Below are 18,372 nucleotides of genomic sequence, written 5' to 3'. Positions count from 1 at the left end.
GTGCTCCTTATCCAGGGTTTTCTGACACCTCCATGACGACCGGCCGCGGCAGAAATCGACACTCCCGGTAAAAACCCTGCTCGTACACTCACACACATGACGGGGTCGCATCAGTGGAGCGGTTGGTCTCGCCCCCTCTCCGAGGGCCGGATCCATGAAGTTCACCTCTTCGTGGACCAACGGCTGTCGCTGCTGCTGCTGTTCGCCTCGTTCGTTACGACGTTCGTCATCACCCGCGGCATCACCCGGATGATCCGCGCCGGCAAGGGCCCCTTCCGCAACAACGTGTCCGGCGGGGTGCACATCCATCACGCGGTGCCCGGGATCTTCTTGTTGGTGATCGGTGGGATTACTTCGGTTGCGTCGTCCGGTCGCCCGCCCGGGGCGGAGATCAGCGCGGTCCTGATCGGGGTTGGCGCCTCCCTTGTCCTGGACGAGTTCGCGTTGATCCTGCATCTGCAGGACGTCTACTGGTCCAAACAAGGGCAGCTGTCCGTGCAGGTGGTGGCCCTGACCGCCGCCGTGCTCGGGTTCCTCCTCGTGGGCATCCAGCCCTTGCGCGGGGACACGACACCCGGCGCCGGGCACCTCGCTGTCCTGGCCGCACTGACGGTGCACGCGACGTGTCTGCTCGTGTGCGTTGCGAAGGGCAAATACTCCAGTGCAGTGATCGGCGCGTTCATCCCGCCCGTCGCGTGGTGGGGCGCCCTGCGACTGGCCCGGCCGCGGTCGAAGTGGGCCAAGCGGTACTCACCGGAGAAGCTGAAGCGGGCCGTCGCGCGTGACGCCGCCTTCGAAAAGCGTTGGGGAAACTGGGGATTGGATCTGTCCGACCTGGTTGCCGGTACGCCGACCGAGAGCTCCACGTCCACCGCACCCTCCGCCGTGGGCGCGGGACCGTCCGCTGGCTCGGGCTCCGCTTCGTCGTAGCTGCTCGGCGCTGGAGGCACCCATTCTTTTTCGGCTCCATGACCTGAAGTCATGAAGCCGGCGGAGCGAATCCGCGGCAGGAAGTCACCGGCAGCCGTGGGTACTTCGGGAATCGGTCGTCGGTCGCCGCCAGACCGCAGCGCAGATAGGTGGTCCCCTTGTTGGTCGGCCGGATCAGCGCGTGCTGACACGAAAGGCACAGTCCTGGGTCGATCACGATCGACCGTAGACGTGCTGCATGATCCAGGTGTGCATCGCGATCGCTGCGGCCGCGCCGGCGTTGATCGAACGGGTGGAGCCGAATTGCTCGATGTGCAGGACCTTTTCGCAGGCCGCCTGCATCTCCGGGGACAGGCCGGGACCCTCCTGACCGAAGACGAGGACGCAGGCGCGGGGTAGCGCGGCGGTCTCGATCGGCGTACTGCCGGGGAGGTTGTCGATCCCGATCAGCGGCAGGTCCCCGGCCCACTCGATGAGGTCGGCAACGGTGGCATGGTGGAACTCGTGCTGGTAGCGATCGGTCACCATCGCACCGCGACGGTTCCAGCGCCGCTTGCCGATGATGTGAAACGCCTTGGCGTTGAACGCATTCGCGGTACGGATCACCGAGCCGATGTTGAAGTCGTGACCCCAGTTCTCGACCGCGACGTGGAAGTCGTGCCGCGTCAGATCGAGGTCCGCGATGATCGCTTCCTGGGTCCAATAGCGGTACTTGTCCACCACGTTGCGCGCGTCGCCCTCGGCGAGCAACCCCGCGTCGTACTTCGAATCGGAGGGCAGCGGACCCTGCCAGGGCCCCACGCCGACAACCGTCATGTCTTCTGGCGCGCCTCTAGCCTCGCCTCCGGGCCTCGCTGCGCTCGTTTCCTCGACTCGGTCGGCGCTCAAAGCCGCACCGTTTCCAGGCAGGTCACAGGAGATGGGGTGCGTCGTTGCGCATCTCAGCGAGGTCGCCCTCCCAGCCGATCCCCTCAAGCGCCAGCGCCTCCTCGCGGGTCATCGGCCCCACCAGTCGGCGCAATGCCAGGTCGACTGCCGCCTTCTTGGTGGTGAGCCCGTACCGGCGCATCGCCTCGGAAACGAGCGCATCGTCGATATCGATATTGGTGCGCGTCATACACCTCAGGGTAGTTGTGCATCAGTTCGCGAGGGCACGGGCGCGCTGACTCAGGCGACCGAACGCCGCCTTCAGTTCGTCCGGTTCGATCACCTCGAACGGTGCGTCGAACCGCATCAACCAGGCCGCGATGTCATCGAAACTGTCTGCGGACACACGTAATTCGCTCGTTCCATCACCCAGGTCGACCACCTGCGCCCAGCGCGACACCCGCCGTCGCAGGTCGTCCGCCGCAATGGCCACCCGCAGGCGTGCGGCCACCGCCCAACGCTGGGTCGTGGCTTCGTGGATGTACGTCGCGGGGTCGGGTGCCGCACGCGGCCGGAAGGTGAACGTGCTGGCCCGGACCTCGCTCATCCGGTCCAGCCGAAAGGAACGCCAGTCGTCCCGGTCCAGGTCGAAAGCCACCAGGTACCAACGTGATCCGCTGACCACCAGGTGGTAGGGCTCGGCCCGCCGCTGGCTGCCCACACCGCTCGCCGTGGCGTAGTCGAACCGGATCTGCGTGCTCTCCCGGACCGACCGGGACACCGTCAGCAGGTCGTCCGGATCGACGCTCGGCACCGAGGTGTCCAGGGTCGTGGTCGCCTCATGGACCGCCGCGACCTGGGCGCGCGCCGCTGCCGGCAGCACCTGATCGAGTTTGACCATGGTGCGTACGGCGGCCTCCCCGATCCCGGCCACCGCGCCTCCCGCGGCGAGCCGCAGAGCGACCGCCTCGCGCTCATCCAGCAGCAACGGCGGCAACGCTCGCCCGGCGCCCAACTGGTATCCGCCGCCGACACCCCGGCTCGCCCGCACCGGATAGCCGAGGTCGCGCAACCGCTCGACGTCGCGGCGTACCGACCGGGTCGTGATGCCCAACTCGTCCGCGAGTTCCTGACTCGACCACACGCTGCGCGCTTGCAGCAGCGTGAGCAGTCGCAGGAGGCGGGCGGTGGTGGCGGCCATGCATCCATCATGCGCGACATTCAGGACAGAAAGTGTCCGCTAGGTGCGCCACGGTGGTCACACCACCAACAAAGGAGATTGTCATGGCGATGCACGCACCGATGACCACCACCGAGAACCAGATGCTGACCGGCTACGTGGAACAACAACTGCTGGCGGTCCGGGGCGCTGCCTACGGACTGACCGACGACGAGCTGTGGGCCACGCCGACAGCGTCGAGCTTGTCGGTCGGCGCACTGGTCAAGCACGTGGCTCGCTGCACGCAGGGTTGGCTGGACCGGGTCGAGGCCGCACCGGACGAGCCGCACCGCGGATCGGATGAGGAGGCCGCGGAGGAGTACGGCGCCGACTTCCTTCGCGCCGACGGTGACACCGGTGACAGCCTGCGCGCTGAACTCACCGCCGCACTGGACCGGGCCAACGACCTGCTGCCCACGGTGGATCTGGACGCCCCCGTTCCCGTGCCCTCCGGTGCTCCGTGGTGGCCCGCGGATCTCGACGCCTGGAACGTGCGATGGGCAGTCCTGCACATCGTCGAGGAGGTCGCCCACCATGCCGGGCACGCGGACATCATCCGTGAATCCATCGACGGGGCAACAATGTACGAATTGCTGGCCGCCGACCAGGACTGGCCGGAGTCCGATTGGATGAAGCACTGGCGCCCCGCTGAGGCGGTGTGACCATGGACTGGAACCACGTGCTCACCGAGCAACTGACGTTCCACTGGGAGCACGCGCTGCGACCGCGGTTGGACGGCATGACCGACGACGAGTACTTCTGGGAGCCGGTCGCGGACTGCTGGTCTATCCGGCCGGCGGACGACCAGCGACCGCAGATCGGTAGCGGTCCGTTCCGGATGGAGTGTGGCCGGAACGAGGCGGGCGAGCTCTACTTCGACGCCGTCGAGGGCCCTGCCCCGGTCGCTACCGCCGCGTGGCGCCTCGGCCACATCACCACCGGCGTGCTGGGGCAGCGCACCCAGAACCACTTCGCCGGTCCTTCCTGTGATGCGCGGACCTGGGCGTACGCCGGGTCAGCCCAGGATGCGCTCGACCAGCTGGACGCGGCGTACGACGGGTGGGTCAGTGGCGTACGCGCGCTTGGTGAGGAGGGTCTGACCGAGCCGTGCGGGCCGACTGAGGGGCCGTACGCCGAGTATCCGATGGCGGATCTGGTCACGCACATCCACCGTGAAGTGATCCACCACGGCGCGGAGGTCTGCCTGCTACGGGATCTCTACGCGCACCGCTAGTGCAGGATGCGGGACAGGAACCGCTGCGTGCGCTCGTCCTGAGGATCACCCAACACGGCTGCAGCTGGGCCGGATTCGGCAATCACGCCGTCGCACAGGAAGTCCACCTCGTCGGCGACCGCCTTCGCGAAGCCCATCTCGTGGGTGTTGAGGATCATCGTCATCCCCTCCTCACGCAGCTGCACCAGCAGGTCCAGCACCTCCCCGACCAGGGTCGGGTCCAGGGCCGACGTGACTTCGTCCAGCAGCAGCAACGAGGGGGACGAGACCATGGCCCGGGCGATGGCGACCCGCTGCTGCTGACCGCCGGACAGGTCGTCGGGTCGGGCTTTTGCCTTGTCCGCCAGACCGACTCGCGTGAGCATGGCGTGCGCCGCCTCCTTCGCCTCGGCGGCCGGACGGCGATGGACCTTGCGCTGGGCCAGCGTGATGTTGTCCATGACCGACAGGTGCGGGAAGAGGTTGTAGGACTGGAAGACCATCCCCATCCGGGCCCGCACGGAGTCCGCATTGACCCGCGGGTCGGTGATGTCGTCTCCCGCCAGCTCGATCACGCCGTCATCGACGGTCTCCAGCAGGTTGATGCAGCGCAGCAGCGTCGACTTGCCCGAGCCGGACGCGCCGATCAGCACCACGCACTCCCCCGGCCGCACCTCCAACGACACGTCCCGCAGCACGACGTGCTCGCCAAACGCCTTCCGCACGTGGCGAACCGACAACAAACTCACAGCAGTCCTCCAGTCGACTGGAAGCCCTGCCGCCTCGCGTACCAGTCCGTCAGCCGCGCCATCGGAATGGTCAGGCACAGGAAGAGCAGCCCCGCCACGACGTACGACGTGTAGTTGAACGTCAACGCCGAGTAGATCTGGGCGGCCCGCAGCGCGTCCACCACGGCCAGCACGGACAGCAGCGAGGAGTCCTTCTGCAGCGACACCAGGTCGTTCATCAACGCTGGCAGCACCCGCCGAACCGCCTGCGGCAGAACGACATGCCGCAACGTCTGCGGATAGGACAGGCCCAGCGAGCGGGCGGCCATCCGCTGCGAGGGGTGGATCGACTCGATGCCGGCGCGCAGGACCTCCGCGACGTACGCCGAGTAGGACAGCACCAGCCCCACGCAGCCCCAGAAGAGGAACGAGTCAGGGACGCCGGACAGATTGAGGGCGGGCACGCCGTACCCAAGCAGCAACAGCACCAACAACATGGGCAAGCCGCGGAACACGTCGGTGTAGCCCACCGCGAACGCGCGCAACGGGAAGAACACCGGTCCGCGCAGCGTGCGCATCACCGCGATCAGCGTCGCCCAGATCGCGATACAGATCCCGCAGATGACCATCACCCGGATGTTCAACCAGAGGCCGGACAACACCGAGGGGAAGGACTTCTTGGCGTCCTCCCAGGAGAAGAACGTCTCGCGGGTCCGCTCCCAGCCGGGCGAATTGACCACCAGCAACGCCGCTACTGCGAGCACGACGACGGTACTGATGACAGCGATCAGCCCCGAACGCCGTTGCCGTGACGCGCGATACGCGCGCCGCTGCTCTTCGATCTGGGAGGGAACCCAGGTGTCGGGAGTGGTCACTCCGTCAGCTTCGGAGCACCTTGCTGCGCCAGCCAGGTGGTCTGCAGCTTCTCCAAGGTGCCGTCTTTACGCAGATTGTCGACGGCCATCGACACGCACTGGGTCAGCGGCGAGCCCTTGGTCAGGACCGCTCCGAACTGCTCCGGCTGACCGACCACCGGCAACTGCCCCACGATCACGCCGTCGTCCAGCTGAGCACCGGTCATGTAGAACGCAGTGGGCAGGTCCACGACGATGCCGTCGATCTGCTTGTTCTTCAGTGCCTGGACGGCCAGGTCGTTGGTGTCGAAGACCGACGGCTGCTGGGTTGGCTTGATCTGGTTGACGATGGCGTTGTACGACGTGGTCCCGACCTGTGCGCCGAGCTTGGCGCCCTTGAGGTCAGCGACCGTCTTCGCGGACGCGATCGGCGACCCCCTGTAGGTCACCACGGTCTGGGTCACGTCGTAGTAACCGCTGGAGAAGTCGACCGCCTTCTTGCGCTCGTCGCTGATCGAGACCTGGTTGAGGTCGAAATCGAAGTTCTTCTTGCCGGGGGTGATCGCGTTGTTGAACGCGACCGTTACCCACTTCACGTCGCTGTCGGAGTAGCCCAGCTGTTTGGCGATCGCGAAGCCGACCGCCGACTCGTACCCCTTGCCGTTGCTCGGGGTGTTATCGATGAACCACGGCGGGTACGCCGGGTTGTCCGTCCCGATCGTCAACTGGCCCTTGGTCACGGTGTCCATCGAGTCCTTCGTGCACGCGGTCATCGCCGAGGTGTTCTGGGTGGCGACCCCGTCGGTCATGCTCGCCCCGCCACCGGCGGGAGCGGACGTGGCCGCGTCCTTGGGGGATCCGCACGCGGCGAGAGAGACAGCAAGAGGGAGTGACAGCGCCAGCCCGGCACGCAGGATCTTCATAACGCGAGATTACCGTTCTGGTCTGCAGCTGGCAGGCGTAACGTCACCAACCGTGTCCGCCATCGCCGTACGTCGATCCCTGGCCACCGCTGCCACCGCCACCTTGCTGCTGGCCGGGTCGTGCGCGGTTGCCGAAGCACACGTCCGGGTCATTCCGGACACCGCGACACCTGGGTCCTACACCACTCTCACGTTCAAGGTTCCGACGGAGTCCGCGAGCGCCTCGACCACGAAACTCGAGGTCGACCTGCCCACGGACCATCCGTTCGGCTCGGTGTCCTACCAACCGGTGCCGGGCTGGACGACCGTGGTGACGACCAGCAAGCTCGCGACTCCGGTGAAGACCGACGACGGTGAGATCACCCAGGCCCCCACGAAGCTGGTGTGGACCGCGAGCGCCGATGCCGCGATCAAACCCGGTCAGTTCCAGACGTTCGCGATCTCGGTCGGACCCGTACCCGACACCGGAAAGCTGGAAATGGCTGCACACCAGACCTATTCGGATGGTTCGGTGGTGAACTGGGACCAGGCGCAGACCGGCAGCCAGGAGCCGGAGCACCCGGCGCCGGTGCTGTACATCAACGACGCGCCGCCCGGTGAGTCTGCCAGCGCTGCACCCAGCAGTGCACCGAGCGTCAGCGCCGCACCGACGATCAGCGCCGCGTCCCAGACCACCACCGACGACACCGCCCGCTGGTTCGGTATCGGCGGAATCGTCCTGGGTGCAGTGGGACTGGTCGCGGCCGTGTGGGCGCTGACCCGCCGCCCACGCGCCTGAACCGATGCGCATCACCCGGCCGATCGGCGTACTTCTGCTGGCCCTGTTCTTCGGGTTCGGGGTCGTCGCCCCGGCCAGCGCCCACGATTTTTTGGTCTCCAGCAACCCGGCCAACGGATCCACGGTGAGCACACCGCCCGCCAAGGTCACGCTGAGCTTCAACGACATTGTGCTCAGCAAACCGTCCGCGCCCCAGCTCGAGGTGGTCGGCCCGGACGGGAAACACTACGAAACCGGTTGCGCCACAGCGCTCGACCGCGACGTGAGCGTGCCCGTGGCTCTCGGACCGACCGGCACGTACGTCGTGACCTGGCGCATCGTGTCCGCCGACGGTCACCCGGTGTCCACCTCGATCTCCTTCCACTACACCGGTCCGCAGAAGGCGGCAGGCGCCGCCCACGCGCCCACGGGGTGCGAGACCTCAACACCGGTAACGCCCACAGCACAGAGCAGCTCGGCGACGGGGATGATCGCGCTGGTGATCGGCGTACTAGCCATCACCGTCGGCCTCATCGCCTGGCGGGTGTCGTCAACCCGCAGGGGACGCGCGGCATAACGTTCACGACCGGCCAATCTCGGGCCCTTCTGTGCCATTGCGTGCGAAGCTGGGGATAGCCTTCCCAGCTGACGATCAGGAGCGTGCGCCGATGCACCGGAAACCTCTCACCAACGACTTCTCGGACAAGAACATCGAGGTGTCTGCTCCGGAGAAGTTCGCGGTGGGCATCGAAGCACCGGAGAAGTCTCTTCTCGCGGCGCTGGAGGGTCTCGGGGTCGAGCGCACCACCGAGGTGTCGGTGACCATCAACCACAAAAAGGGTTTCGACTGCCCGTCCTGCGCCTGGGCCAATCCGGACCACTCGAAGGTTCTCGAGTTCTGCGAGAACGGCATCAAAAACATCGTCTGGGATGCCACGCCGGTCGTGATCGAGGACAGCTTCTGGGCAGAGCACAGCCTGAGCAGCATGGCGGACAAGAGCGAGTACTGGTTGGGTCAGCAGGGCCGCCTGCGGACGCCTGTTTACAAGGCGGCGGATTCCGATCACTACCTGCCCATCTCCTGGGACGACGCGCTCAACATCCTTTCCGACGCGTTGACGGGCCTGGACAACCCCGACGAGGCGGTCTTCTACACCAGCGGCCGGATCATGAACGAGCCGGCGTATCTGCTGCAGTTGTTCGCGCGAGCCTTCGGCACCAACAACCTGCCTGACTGCTCCAACCTGTGTCACGAGGCGACCGGTGCGGGGATGGGACCGGCGATCGGTGTCGGCAAGTCCTCGGTGCACTACGACGACTTCGGCAAGGCCGACCTGGTGATCGTGATGGGCCAGAACCCGGGGACCAACCACCCCCGGATGCTGAACGCCCTGGAGGATGCCAAACACGGTGGCGCCCAGATGGTGGCGGTCAATGCGCTGCCCGAGGCGTCACTGCTGCGCTACAAGAACCCGCAACAGGTCTCCGGTCTCATCGGCGAGGGGACCAAGATGGCCGACCAATTCGTCCAGATCCGTTCCGGCGGTGACCAGTTCCTCATCCGGGCCGTCGCCAAGGCGGTTCTGCAGGCGGAAGCGGCCGCACCCGGCACGGTGCTGGACCATGACTTCATTGACCAGTACTGCACCGGGTTCGAGGCCTACCGCGACGACATCCTGGCGATCGACGACCAGGAGATCCTCGAAGCCACCGGCCTGCGGCAGTCAGAGATCGACGAACTGGCGCAGCGCTACATCGACAGCAACGCCACGATCATCACCTGGGCGCTGGGCATTACCCAGCAGAAGCAGGGTGCGGCGACCATCGCCGACATCATGAATCTGCTCCTGCTCAAAGGAAACATCGGCAAACCCGGCGCCGGAGCCTCACCGGTCCGCGGCCACAGCAACGTGCAGGGCGACCGGACCATGGGCGTCTGGGACAAGCTGCCGGCAGCGTTCGCCGCAGCACTGGAGAAGGAGTTCGGCTTCACCCCACCGGCCGAGAACGGCCTGGACTCCGTGGCCGCGATGAACGCCATCGACGCCGGCAAGATCAAGGTCTTCGTCAGCTTCGCGGGCAACCTGGTCGCCGCGATGAGCGACTCCCAACGTGCCGAGGACGGCATCCGCCAGGCCGACCTCACGGTGCAGGTGGCGACCAAGCTCAACCGGTCGCATGTGGTGACCGGCAAGACCTCGCTGCTGCTGCCGGTCATGGTGCGTGCCGAGCGGGACGTCCAGGCCGACGGCCCGCAGATCGTCACCGCCGAGGACACCGTGTGCCGGATCAACATGAGCCACGGCGAACTCCGGCCGATCTCCGATGACCTGCGCTCGGACGTGTGGGTGCTCTGCGAACTGGGCAAACGTGTCCTCGGCAGCTCCCGTCCGCGCATCGACTGGCAGTCCTTCCAGGACAACTACGACACGATCCGTGACGCGATCAGCCGTACCATCCCGGGCTTCGAGGACTTCAACGAGCGCCTGCGCAGGCAGAAGTCGTTCATCCTGCCGCACCCGCCCCGCGACTCCCGCACGTTCCCGACGAAGTCGGGCAAAGCCCAGTTCACGGTGCAGACCACCGAAGCAGTCCAGGTGCCGCAGGGCCGGCTGCTGCTGCAGACCATGCGCGCCCACGACCAGCACAACACCACGATCTACTCCCTCAACGACCGCTACCGGGGGATCAAGGACGGCCGGTTCGTGGTCTTCGTGCACCCGGACGACCTCGACGCGCGGGGCCTCGCCGACGGTCAGACCGTCGACGTCTTCAGCGAATGGCCGGGTGAACCGGACCGCGTCCTGCGGGGCTACCGGGCGGTCGCCTACCCCACGGTCCCCGGCCACGCTGCGATGTACTTCCCCGAAGCCAACGTGCTCGTGCCCCGCGCCGCGGTCGATCCCGCGTGCAACACCCCGACCTCGAAACAGGTGATCATCCGCCTCGAAGCCGGGGATGAACCCGTCCCGGGCGGACGGCCGATCGCGCACTGACCCGGCTCGCCGCACAGCGAGACGACAGGAGATACCAACCGGGCCACGTATCCTGGCGCCGTGATGCACAGCCTCGGCCCGGATTTCATGGACCCCAACTATCTGCTGGATCAGTTCGGCGGTGCGTTCTTCTGGATCTCGATGCTGATCGTCTTCATCGAGTGCGGTCTGCTCTTCCCGATCCTGCCCGGGGACTCCCTGCTGTTTGCGATCGGCCTGTTCATCGCCACCGACAAGATCGACGTGTCGTTCTGGTTCGCGATACCCGCGCTCATCGTGGCCGCGTTCGCCGGCAACGTCGTGGGCTACGAGATCGGTCGGGCGGTCGGACCGGCGATCTATGAGCGCGATGGTCGCATCATCAAACGTAAGTACATCGATCAGACGCACGCGTTCTTCGAACGGCACGGCAACAAGGCCCTGGTGATCGGCCGGTTCGTGCCGATCGTGCGCACCTTCATCACCCTGGTCGCCGGCGTGGGGCAGATGGAGCGTCGCCGGTTCTTCACGTGGTCCGCAGTCGGCGCCGTGCTCTGGGTCGTCATCATCGTGCTGGCCGGAGCGCTGCTGGGCAAGGCGTTCCCCGGGTTGGGCAAGAACATCGACCTGGCCATCCTGGTCATCGTCTTCCTGTCCGTGCTGCCGATGCTCTACGAGTGGGTCAAGCACCGCCGGGCGAAGGCGGCCGACCCCGCGGCCTAACCTGGCCGTATGGACCTGCGGATCTTCACCGAACCCCAACAAGGCGCGACGTACGACGATCTGCTGAAGGTCGCGCAAGCCACCGAGCTGCTCGGCTTCGACGCTTTCTTCCGCTCCGACCACTACCTGACCATGGGCGGCGACGGTCTGCCCGGGCCGACCGACGCCTGGCTCACCCTCGCCGCGCTGGCCCGTGAAACCCATCGCATCCGTCTCGGCACCCTGGTCACCTCGGCGACCTTCCGCCACCCCGGGCCGTTGGCCGTGTCCGTGGCCCAGGTCGACCAGATGAGCGGCGGCCGGGTCGAATTCGGCTACGGTGCGGGCTGGTTCGAAGCCGAGCACGCGGCGTACGGGATCCCCTTCCCGCCCCTGGGCGAGCGGTTCGACCGCCTCGAGGAGGCGCTGGCGGTCATCACCGGTCTGTGGTCGACCCCCGTGGGCGAGACCTTCACGTACGCCGGCACGCACCTTCAGGTCACCGACTCACCTGCCCTCCCCAAGCCGGCCCAGACCTCCATCCCGGTCATCATCGGGGGCACCGGAAAGAAGCGCACCCCGGCTCTGGCCGCGGCGTACGCGGATGAGTTCAACGTGCCGTTCCACAACCTCGACGAAGTGGTCCCGATCCTGGACCGCGTGCGCGCGGCGGTCGCTGCCGCCGGGCGACCGGCGGAGTCGATGACCTACTCCGTCGCACAGGTCGTCTGCCTCGGCGGGACCGACGCCCAGTTGGCCAAGCGGGCCGAGGCGATCGGCCGGTCGGCCCAGGACGTCGTCGCCGACGGTCTCGGCGGAACGGCTGAGCAGATCCTGTCCAAACTGGCCGCGTTCGCCGATGCCGGGATCTCCCGGGTCTACCTGCAGGTGCTGGATCTGCAGGATCTGGACCACCTCGAGCAGATCGCTGACCAGGTGCTGCGCCGGCTCTAAAGTCGGTGTCATGGTCAACCTGCCCGCCATCGCCCTCACCCCGGCAACCGACGATGAACTGGTCGAGTTCATCGCCGCTCAGAAGGTGTCATACCTACGCGACCTCATCGAGGAGGGCGGGCTGAGTCAGGCCGCCGCCCAGGCGAACTCGGATGCAACCTGGAGTGGATTGGTACCCGACGGGATCCACCCGGCCGACGGCAACGAGATCATGATCGGCCGCGACGTCGACGGCCAGCGCGTCGGTGTGTTGTGGATGGCGGTGCGCTCCCAAGGTGGAGAGGACTACGCCTGGATCTACGACGTCGAAGTGGATCCGCAGTTTCGTAACCGCGGATACGGCCGCGCGCTGATGATCGCTGCCGAGGAATGGAGCCGCGGCAAGGGCCTGACATCCCTGCAACTCAACGTCTTCGGCGGCAACACCGCGGCTCGGGCGCTCTACCGATCACTGGGCTTCGTGGAGAACGCTGTGCTGATGAGCAAGCACGTCTAGGCACCTCATGAAAAACGGTCCCCGGGATACCCCGGGGACCGTTCTTGGTGAGGTGCCTACTGACCGTACGGCTGCTGCGGCGGTTGCTGCGGCTGCTGCACCGGCTGGGGCTGCTGCACCGGCTGCGGCTGCGGGGTCGGGATCTGCTCCGGAGCGGCAGCGGGCGGCGCGGCCTGCGTGGACGCCGGCTGCTGGGTCGAGGGCGGCAACTGCCCGGCGTTCGGGTCGAAGTCGACCTTCGGGGCGGCAGAAGCACCATTCGGACCGAACTGCACGTTCGGCGTCTGGAGAGCAGCGTCCTCGGCCTCGAAGTAGTCGGCCCGGTTGACGCCGGCCATCCCGACGAAGAACTTCGACGGCACCGTCTCGATCTTGGTGTTCAACTCACGCACGTTGGCGTTGTAGTAGCGCCGCGCCGAAGCAATGCGGTCCTCGGTGGCGGTCAGTTCGTTCTGCAACGCCACGAAGTTCTGGTTCGCCTTCAGGTCGGGGTAGGCCTCGGAGACGGCGATCAACCGGCCCAGCGCCTGGCTCAACTCACCTTCAGCCGCAGCGGCCTCGTGCGGGCTGCTGGCGTTCATCGCGGCGCTGCGCGCGCGCATGACCTCCTGCAGCGTGCCGCTCTCGTGCTGGGCGTAGCCCTGGACAGTGTTGACCAGGTTGGGGATCAGGTCGTGCCGGCGCTTCAACTCGACATCGACTTGGTGCCACGACTCCTGCACCAGGTTCTTCTGTTTGACCAGACCGTTGTACTGGCCGAGCACGAACGCCCCGCCAGCCACGATCAGGAGGAGGAGGATCAGCAGGAAAATCATGAGCAGTTCCCTTCCAGGGTAGATAGCTCGACTCTAGTGGGCACCAAGCACCCGGGTCACTTCTCCCACAACAATCACCGCGGGGTTTCCGACGCCCATTTCTGCAACAACGTCGGCGATGGTGGCCAGGGTTCCGCTCGCCACGCGTTGCTGGGGTGTGGATGCCCGATGCACCACCGCGACCGGCGTGTCGGCCGCCCGGCCGGCTCCGACCAGTCCCGCCGCCAGCTCCCGCAACCGGCCCATGCCCATGAGGACGACGATCGTGTGCGGCCAGCGGGCCAGCAGCTCCGGCTCGATCTCGTCGTGCCCGGAGATCACCAGGACACCGTGCGAGATGGCGCGGTGGGTCACCGGGATGTCCGCGGCCGCCGGGCCGGCGAACGCTGAGGTGATCCCGGGAATCACCTGCACCGGTACGCCGCCCGCGCGGCAGGCGAGCACTTCCTCACCTCCGCGTCCGAGTAGGTAGGGGTCGCCGCCCTTGAGCCGGACGACCCGCTGTCCCTGCCGGGCACGCTCGACGAGGATCCGGTTGATCTCCGCCTGCGGGACCGGGTGGTGGTAGGGCGTCTTGCCGACGTCGATGATCTCTGTGTCCGCCGGTACGACGCTCACGGGCGCGAGGCGGTCCGTCACCACCACGTCGGCTTGCTGGAGCGCCTTCCACCCGGCGAGCGTCAAGAGGTCCGGGTCGCCGGGACCGCCGCCGACAAGAGTCACGCTGCCCGTGGGCAGCTCGGGTGCGTCGCGGGGGTCAACCGGACCGATCGCCGTACCTTCCCGGGGCCGGGTGTGGGTCTGGCTCATCTCCAACCAGACCCCGCGGTCGTCACACCACGTCTTGATCTCGTCATGCCGGGTGGCATCGGCGTCGGGGGCGCTCACCAGCCACGCACCCTCCACGTCGCCCGGTTCGGCCGGGCGGGAGATCCAGGTGACCAGGCCGTCATTGGTGGCCTGGATCAGGTCGGCGCCCAGGACCGGAGCGACGACCTCGACCACCGCTCCGGCATCGAGCAATTCGCGCACCCGCGCACCAGAGCGCGGACCGCCGGTCAGCAGAACGACGCGTCGGGCCCGCAGGTCAAGGGATATGAAGGTCATCTCGCGACGGCCTCAGGCAAATTCGTAGATGAGGGTGATGATCAACGGGGCGACGATCCAGCCGACGATCAACAGCACGGTCGCGACCAGCACGAATATCCGGCTGGGTTCTCGCGGCGGTCGTCCCGCCGAACCGATCGACGCCCACAGACCCTTCAACGGCAGGTCCAGGATCAGGTGGGTCCGGCGGCGGGTCACGGCGGCGGCCATCAGGATGCACCAGAACGCGCCGACGGTCAGCAGGAGCACGAACAGCAGCAGCACCAGCCGGCCCACCCCGTCGTGCAACAACCGCTGCAACAACGAAGCCACCGTAGAGATGGCTGCTCCACCGAGCAGGAAGGCCGGGATGGTCAGACCCCGGGAGGAGAAGTCGGGGACGATCTGATCGATCTGCCGACGCGCGATCGTCAGGGCGCGGAATCGTGGGCTGGGCAGGATGCTGTTGGCCTCGCGCAAGACGTACAGCTTGCGAACTTCCCGGATCACCCGACGTTGATACGTGACCGCGATGGAGCTGACCATGAAGGTGACCAGCGGCGTCACCAGAGGACGAAGCGGTCCGGCGGGAAGGGCGGTCGGTGCGCGCCGTGCGTTGCGGTCGTAGACCTCCATCGCGCGCACGAAGGTCCGGTGCCGGTGCAGGAAGACCTCCTCGTGCTCCAACGAGGGCGCTTCCTTCAGCTCCTCCAGAATCTCGTGCTCGACCGAGTCACCGTTCTTGATCAGCTGCTCCAACGCGGCATCAGCCTTGTCGGAGTCGCCTTCCCGGATGATGTGCAGCGCGTCCATCGGCCCGGCAAACCGCTCACTCAACCGGCGACGCTGCGTCGTCACGGACAGCCCCCGGCCGCGTGGATGGTCTCGGTCATGGGCAGAACCGTACGGGTTCCCGGGGCTGCGTGTAACCCGGCACGCGACGTGATGTTGCCCGCTAGGGTGAGCGGCAAGTAGCCAGGTACCGCAATCGATGGAGTCCGCATGCCAAGCATCCTGCTGCGCAACGTCCGAGTCTTCGACGGCGTCCGCCCGCGACTCACTCCTGCCAAAGACGTCACGGTCGACGACGGCGTCATCACCCGGATTGCCGCTGCCAAGAAGACCCCGACGACCGACCCCGCTTCTCCTGCAGCGGATGTCGAGATCGACGGCGCCGGACGCACCCTCATGCCGGGTCTGATCGACATGCACACACATCTGTCGTTCGCCAACGTCACCCAGATCGTCGCGTTGACCGCCGACCTGCATTTCCTGGCCATCCTGGCCGCCCGTGGCGCCGAGGATGCTCTGCTGCGCGGGTTCACCAGCGTGCGTGACATGGGTGGCCCGGTCTTCGGTCTCAAACAGGCCATCGACGCCGGCCTGACGCGCGGCCCGCGGATCTACCCGTCCGGGGCGTTCATCTCGCAGACGGGTGGACACGGCGACTTCCGGCTGCCCTATGAGCTGCCCCGTGGTTCCCACGGACAGCTGACCCACACCGAGTTGGTGGGCGCAACCGTGATCGCGGACGGGGTCCCCGAGGTGTTGCGGGGTACCCGGGAGCAACTGATGCTGGGTGCCAGCCAGATCAAGGTGATGAGCGGCGGCGGGATCGCGTCCCATTACGACCCGCTGGATGTCACGCAGTACACCGAGCCTGAGATCCGTGCGGCGGTCGATGCGGCGGAGAACTGGGGCACCTACGTCACCGTCCACGCCTACACGTCACGCGCTGTTCAACAGGCGTTGCGGGCGGGAGTGCGCTGTATCGAGCACGGGCACCTCGTCGACGACCGGACGGTGGCCCAGATGACCAAGCAGGGCGTGTGGTGGTCGCTGCAGGCCTTCATCGACGATGAGGACTCCTCGCACGCCCAGGGAGCCAACCGGGTCAAGCAGTTGCAGATGTACGCCGGCACGGACACCGCTTTCAAACTCGCCCGCAAACACGGGACCAATGTGGCCTTCGGCACCGATGTGCTCTTCGGACCCGACTTGTGGCGCCGACAGACCCACCGATTGACCAAGATGGTGCGCTGGATGTCCGCCGGGGAGGCGCTGGTGATGGCGACCTCGCGCAATGCCGAACTGCTCGCCCTCTCCGGCCCGCGTAATCCGTATCCGGGCAAGCTCGGTGTCGTTGCCAAGGACGCTTTGGCGGATCTACTCCTGATCGACGGAAACCCCTTGCAGGACATCGACATCCTGACCGTTCCCGAGAAGATGCCGGTCATCATCAAGAACGGCACGATCGTCAAGAACGCGACATGACCCGATCCGATGGCGCTCAAGACTGACTCGGCCTCGATCGGCCGGTACCTGCTGGGCATCGCCCTCTGCCTCGCCCCGCTGGTCCTCACCCTGTTCAGTTCGTTCCGCGCCGACACCGCTTTCCTCTATGTCGGGTTCTTACCGACGTTCGTGTCCCTGGCGGCGGGTGTACGCGTCGCGTTCGCCGTCGCTTTCGGCACTGCCGCAGCGGTTTTCGTGGGTCTGTTAGTCAGTTCGAACGCACTCCTGGCCGCGCTGTTCATGGCGATGTTCGCGGTCATCGTCGCGTGGTCGTACTCGCGGGGTTGGCAGGTGCCCGCCACCTACGTCGCGACCCAGGCCGCCCTCGCCGCCGTGGCCGCCCCTCATGTGTCCGGCCTGACGGACCAACCTGCGCACGCGTTGCCGGCCGCCGCGGCGGCCGCTGGTTTTGTCCTTGCCGGGGGCCTGTGGGTAGCCATTGTCGGAGCGATATTCCTGCGCGATATGGAGATGCCGACAAAGCCCTACCGCGAGCACCTGGTGACGTTCGCGGCCGTGCTCGCCGTCCTGCTCGCCGTCGAGACCTACATCTCCATGCGATGGGTACCGGGCGCGCACGTGTGGTGGGTGTTGCTGACGACCCTCATCGTCCTGACCCCTGACCTGCGACATTCGGTGCGACGCGCCGTCGAGCGAGCCGGTGGCACCGTGCTGGGCGCTATCGCGGCCAGTGTTCTCGTCATGGCGGTGAGCGATCGGCGTGTAGTGCTCGGCCTCGGGGTGCTGGCGGCTGTCCTGACCTGCATCGCCTTCCTGCGGGCGCCCTACTGGGTGTTCGCCACAACCTTGACCTTCACGTTGGTGGCACTCACCATCCCCGCCGCCCAGGTGATGACCGGCAGCGCCGAACGCATCGGGTACACGATTGTGGCGGCGGTGATCTCGGTGGGTGTCGCCATCGGTCTGCGACGGTTGTTCACCGCGCACCCCGAGCTGCCGTAGCCCACAACGAGCAACGCGCCTCGCGCGGCGACTACGCCAGGCCGAGATCACCCAGGCCGTAGGCGAACAGGTACGGGACACCCTCGGCCTCGACCCGTTCCTTGGCCCCGGTCGAGCGATCGGCGATCACGGCAACCGCCACGACCTCAGCACCGATCTCACGCGCAGCCGCGACGGCCTCGAGGGCGGAAGCGCCTGTGGTGGAGGTGTCTTCGACGATCAGCACCCGCCGGCCCGTGATCGAGGGTCCTTCGATCCGCTGCTGCAGACCATGCGCCTTGCCCGACTTGCGCACCACGAACGCGTCAATGGCACCGGCGGCGGCGTGCATGGTCGCGGTAGCGACCGGATCCGCACCCATGGTCAACCCACCCACGGCGTCGTAATCCAGATCCTTGGTGAGTTCCCGGATCACCCGGCCGACCAGTGGAGCGGCCTTGCCGGACAGCGTGATTCGCCGCAGGTCGACGTAGTAGTCGGCCTCTTTGCCGCTGGAGAGCGTGACCTTGCCCCAGACGATCGCGTCGTTCTTGATGTGGTCGAGCAGTTGGGTACGGTCGGCGGCGATGTCCGTGGCGATCTCGGTCACGAGGTC

The 18,372-nt window shown here is 66.7% G+C and carries 21 protein-coding genes; 11 read left to right on the top strand and 10 right to left on the bottom strand.

Going from position 1 to position 18,372, the window contains the following annotated elements:
- Positions 1-96 precede the first annotated feature (96 nt).
- Positions 97-930, top strand: coding sequence for a hypothetical protein (locus tag AZH51_RS15710; protein WP_291525792.1), 834 nt, complete (start codon positions 97-99; stop codon positions 928-930).
- Positions 931-1,143: 213 nt separating this feature from the next.
- Here the strand turns inward: AZH51_RS15710 and AZH51_RS15705 are convergent, their stop codons facing one another.
- The 3 genes from AZH51_RS15705 to AZH51_RS15695 all read right to left on the bottom strand — a co-directional run bounded on the left by AZH51_RS15705 (position 1,144) and on the right by AZH51_RS15695 (position 2,998).
- Positions 1,144-1,746 (bottom strand): TrmH family RNA methyltransferase, encoded by a 603-nt coding sequence (locus AZH51_RS15705; RefSeq protein WP_291525791.1) that lies wholly within the window; start codon positions 1,744-1,746, stop codon positions 1,144-1,146.
- A gap of 94 nt (positions 1,747-1,840) precedes the next feature.
- Positions 1,841-2,047, bottom strand: coding sequence for a type II toxin-antitoxin system VapB family antitoxin (locus AZH51_RS15700; protein ID WP_291525790.1), 207 nt, complete (start codon positions 2,045-2,047; stop codon positions 1,841-1,843).
- A 21-nt stretch (positions 2,048-2,068) separates the two neighbouring features.
- Positions 2,069-2,998: a YafY family protein gene (locus AZH51_RS15695; protein WP_291525789.1), complete on the bottom strand. Its 930-nt coding sequence runs from the start codon at positions 2,996-2,998 to the stop codon at positions 2,069-2,071.
- 83 nt (positions 2,999-3,081) lie between these two features.
- Here AZH51_RS15695 and AZH51_RS15690 point away from each other — a divergent pair, with 83 nt between their 5' ends.
- Positions 3,082-3,678, top strand: coding sequence for a DinB family protein (locus tag AZH51_RS15690; protein WP_291525788.1), 597 nt, complete (start codon positions 3,082-3,084; stop codon positions 3,676-3,678).
- A gap of 2 nt (positions 3,679-3,680) precedes the next feature.
- The gene (locus tag AZH51_RS15685; RefSeq protein WP_291525787.1) at positions 3,681-4,250 is read left to right on the top strand and encodes a DinB family protein; all 570 of its coding nucleotides are present in this window, start codon (positions 3,681-3,683) and stop codon (positions 4,248-4,250) included.
- Here AZH51_RS15685 and AZH51_RS15680 read toward each other — a convergent pair.
- From AZH51_RS15680 to AZH51_RS15670, 3 genes are read right to left on the bottom strand one after another with little or no spacing between them, the layout of a single operon-like run.
- Positions 4,247-4,978, bottom strand: a complete 732-nt coding sequence (locus AZH51_RS15680; RefSeq protein ID WP_291525786.1) for an amino acid ABC transporter ATP-binding protein — start codon at positions 4,976-4,978, stop codon at positions 4,247-4,249. The two genes, AZH51_RS15685 and AZH51_RS15680, sit on opposite strands and share 4 nt — an antisense overlap.
- Positions 4,975-5,832, bottom strand: coding sequence for an amino acid ABC transporter permease (locus AZH51_RS15675; RefSeq protein ID WP_291525785.1), 858 nt, complete (start codon positions 5,830-5,832; stop codon positions 4,975-4,977). The genes AZH51_RS15680 and AZH51_RS15675 overlap by 4 nt, the downstream gene beginning before the upstream one ends.
- Positions 5,829-6,734, bottom strand: coding sequence for an ABC transporter substrate-binding protein (locus AZH51_RS15670; protein ID WP_291525784.1), 906 nt, complete (start codon positions 6,732-6,734; stop codon positions 5,829-5,831). The genes AZH51_RS15675 and AZH51_RS15670 overlap by 4 nt, the downstream gene beginning before the upstream one ends.
- Before the next feature lie 52 nt (positions 6,735-6,786).
- On the opposite strand from AZH51_RS15670, the gene AZH51_RS15665 reads away from it, so the two are divergent.
- From AZH51_RS15665 to AZH51_RS15640, 6 genes are all read left to right on the top strand, one after another.
- Positions 6,787-7,512, top strand: coding sequence for a YcnI family protein (locus AZH51_RS15665; protein ID WP_291525783.1), 726 nt, complete (start codon positions 6,787-6,789; stop codon positions 7,510-7,512).
- Positions 7,513-7,516: 4 nt separating this feature from the next.
- Positions 7,517-8,068, top strand: coding sequence for a copper resistance CopC family protein (locus AZH51_RS15660; RefSeq protein WP_291525782.1), 552 nt, complete (start codon positions 7,517-7,519; stop codon positions 8,066-8,068).
- Positions 8,069-8,159: 91 nt separating this feature from the next.
- Positions 8,160-10,487, top strand: coding sequence for an FdhF/YdeP family oxidoreductase (locus AZH51_RS15655; protein ID WP_291525781.1), 2,328 nt, complete (start codon positions 8,160-8,162; stop codon positions 10,485-10,487).
- A gap of 63 nt (positions 10,488-10,550) precedes the next feature.
- Positions 10,551-11,189, top strand: a complete 639-nt coding sequence (locus tag AZH51_RS15650) for a VTT domain-containing protein (RefSeq protein ID WP_291525856.1) — start codon at positions 10,551-10,553, stop codon at positions 11,187-11,189.
- 9 nt (positions 11,190-11,198) lie between these two features.
- Positions 11,199-12,122: an LLM class F420-dependent oxidoreductase gene (locus tag AZH51_RS15645; RefSeq protein ID WP_291525780.1), complete on the top strand. Its 924-nt coding sequence runs from the start codon at positions 11,199-11,201 to the stop codon at positions 12,120-12,122.
- A gap of 10 nt (positions 12,123-12,132) precedes the next feature.
- Positions 12,133-12,618 (top strand): GNAT family N-acetyltransferase, encoded by a 486-nt coding sequence (locus AZH51_RS15640; RefSeq protein WP_291525779.1) that lies wholly within the window; start codon positions 12,133-12,135, stop codon positions 12,616-12,618.
- Positions 12,619-12,674: 56 nt separating this feature from the next.
- Here the strand turns inward: AZH51_RS15640 and AZH51_RS15635 are convergent, their stop codons facing one another.
- Genes AZH51_RS15635 through AZH51_RS15625 form a run of 3 tightly spaced genes read right to left on the bottom strand, consistent with a single transcriptional unit; the run spans position 12,675 to position 15,356 of the window.
- On the bottom strand, positions 12,675-13,433 hold the full coding sequence (locus AZH51_RS15635; protein ID WP_291525778.1) for a LemA family protein: 759 nt from the start codon (positions 13,431-13,433) through the stop codon (positions 12,675-12,677).
- Positions 13,434-13,466: 33 nt separating this feature from the next.
- Positions 13,467-14,540 carry a uroporphyrinogen-III C-methyltransferase gene (gene cobA / locus AZH51_RS15630; RefSeq protein ID WP_291525777.1) on the bottom strand — a complete coding sequence of 358 codons (1,074 nt, stop codon included), beginning with the start codon at positions 14,538-14,540 and terminating at the stop codon, positions 13,467-13,469.
- 12 nt (positions 14,541-14,552) lie between these two features.
- On the bottom strand, positions 14,553-15,356 hold the full coding sequence (locus tag AZH51_RS15625) for a hypothetical protein (RefSeq protein WP_291525776.1): 804 nt from the start codon (positions 15,354-15,356) through the stop codon (positions 14,553-14,555).
- A gap of 165 nt (positions 15,357-15,521) precedes the next feature.
- Here AZH51_RS15625 and AZH51_RS15620 point away from each other — a divergent pair, with 165 nt between their 5' ends.
- Together AZH51_RS15620 and AZH51_RS15615 are read left to right on the top strand one after the other, a co-directional pair.
- The gene (locus AZH51_RS15620; RefSeq protein WP_291525775.1) at positions 15,522-16,793 is read left to right on the top strand and encodes an amidohydrolase family protein; all 1,272 of its coding nucleotides are present in this window, start codon (positions 15,522-15,524) and stop codon (positions 16,791-16,793) included.
- A gap of 9 nt (positions 16,794-16,802) precedes the next feature.
- Complete coding sequence (locus AZH51_RS15615; RefSeq protein WP_291525774.1) at positions 16,803-17,777, top strand: FUSC family protein; 975 nt, start codon at positions 16,803-16,805, stop codon at positions 17,775-17,777.
- A 31-nt stretch (positions 17,778-17,808) separates the two neighbouring features.
- Here AZH51_RS15615 and pyrE read toward each other — a convergent pair whose 3' ends face one another.
- Positions 17,809-18,366 (bottom strand): orotate phosphoribosyltransferase, encoded by a 558-nt coding sequence (gene pyrE, locus AZH51_RS15610; protein ID WP_291525773.1) that lies wholly within the window; start codon positions 18,364-18,366, stop codon positions 17,809-17,811.
- Positions 18,367-18,372 lie beyond the last annotated feature (6 nt).

Origin of the sequence: Branchiibius sp. NY16-3462-2 (assembly GCF_001594145.1) — a bacterium.
Classification (GTDB): domain Bacteria; phylum Actinomycetota; class Actinomycetes; order Actinomycetales; family Dermatophilaceae; genus Branchiibius.
Note: the sequence above shows the minus strand (reverse complement) of the source record. Positions and strands in the feature narration are given on the sequence as shown.

Excerpts from the sequence above, each read along its gene's own strand:
- AZH51_RS15690 (WP_291525788.1), top strand. The coding sequence starts at position 3,082 with ATGGCGATGCACGCACCGATGACCACCACCGAGAACCAGATGCTGACC.
- AZH51_RS15615 (WP_291525774.1), top strand. The coding sequence starts at position 16,803 with ATGGCGCTCAAGACTGACTCGGCCTCGATCGGCCGGTACCTGCTGGGC.
- AZH51_RS15700 (WP_291525790.1), bottom strand. The coding sequence starts at position 2,047 with ATGACGCGCACCAATATCGATATCGACGATGCGCTCGTTTCCGAGGCG.
- AZH51_RS15620 (WP_291525775.1), top strand. The coding sequence starts at position 15,522 with ATGCCAAGCATCCTGCTGCGCAACGTCCGAGTCTTCGACGGCGTCCGC.
- AZH51_RS15685 (WP_291525787.1), top strand. The coding sequence starts at position 3,681 with ATGGACTGGAACCACGTGCTCACCGAGCAACTGACGTTCCACTGGGAG.
- AZH51_RS15635 (WP_291525778.1), bottom strand. The coding sequence starts at position 13,433 with ATGATTTTCCTGCTGATCCTCCTCCTCCTGATCGTGGCTGGCGGGGCG.
- AZH51_RS15705 (WP_291525791.1), bottom strand. The coding sequence starts at position 1,746 with ATGACGGTTGTCGGCGTGGGGCCCTGGCAGGGTCCGCTGCCCTCCGAT.
- AZH51_RS15695 (WP_291525789.1), bottom strand. The coding sequence starts at position 2,998 with ATGGCCGCCACCACCGCCCGCCTCCTGCGACTGCTCACGCTGCTGCAA.
- AZH51_RS15645 (WP_291525780.1), top strand. The coding sequence starts at position 11,199 with ATGGACCTGCGGATCTTCACCGAACCCCAACAAGGCGCGACGTACGAC.
- AZH51_RS15650 (WP_291525856.1), top strand. The coding sequence starts at position 10,551 with ATGCACAGCCTCGGCCCGGATTTCATGGACCCCAACTATCTGCTGGAT.
- AZH51_RS15655 (WP_291525781.1), top strand. The coding sequence starts at position 8,160 with ATGCACCGGAAACCTCTCACCAACGACTTCTCGGACAAGAACATCGAG.
- AZH51_RS15660 (WP_291525782.1), top strand. The coding sequence starts at position 7,517 with ATGCGCATCACCCGGCCGATCGGCGTACTTCTGCTGGCCCTGTTCTTC.
- AZH51_RS15670 (WP_291525784.1), bottom strand. The coding sequence starts at position 6,734 with ATGAAGATCCTGCGTGCCGGGCTGGCGCTGTCACTCCCTCTTGCTGTC.
- cobA (WP_291525777.1), bottom strand. The coding sequence starts at position 14,540 with ATGACCTTCATATCCCTTGACCTGCGGGCCCGACGCGTCGTTCTGCTG.
- AZH51_RS15640 (WP_291525779.1), top strand. The coding sequence starts at position 12,133 with ATGGTCAACCTGCCCGCCATCGCCCTCACCCCGGCAACCGACGATGAA.
- AZH51_RS15710 (WP_291525792.1), top strand. The coding sequence starts at position 97 with ATGACGGGGTCGCATCAGTGGAGCGGTTGGTCTCGCCCCCTCTCCGAG.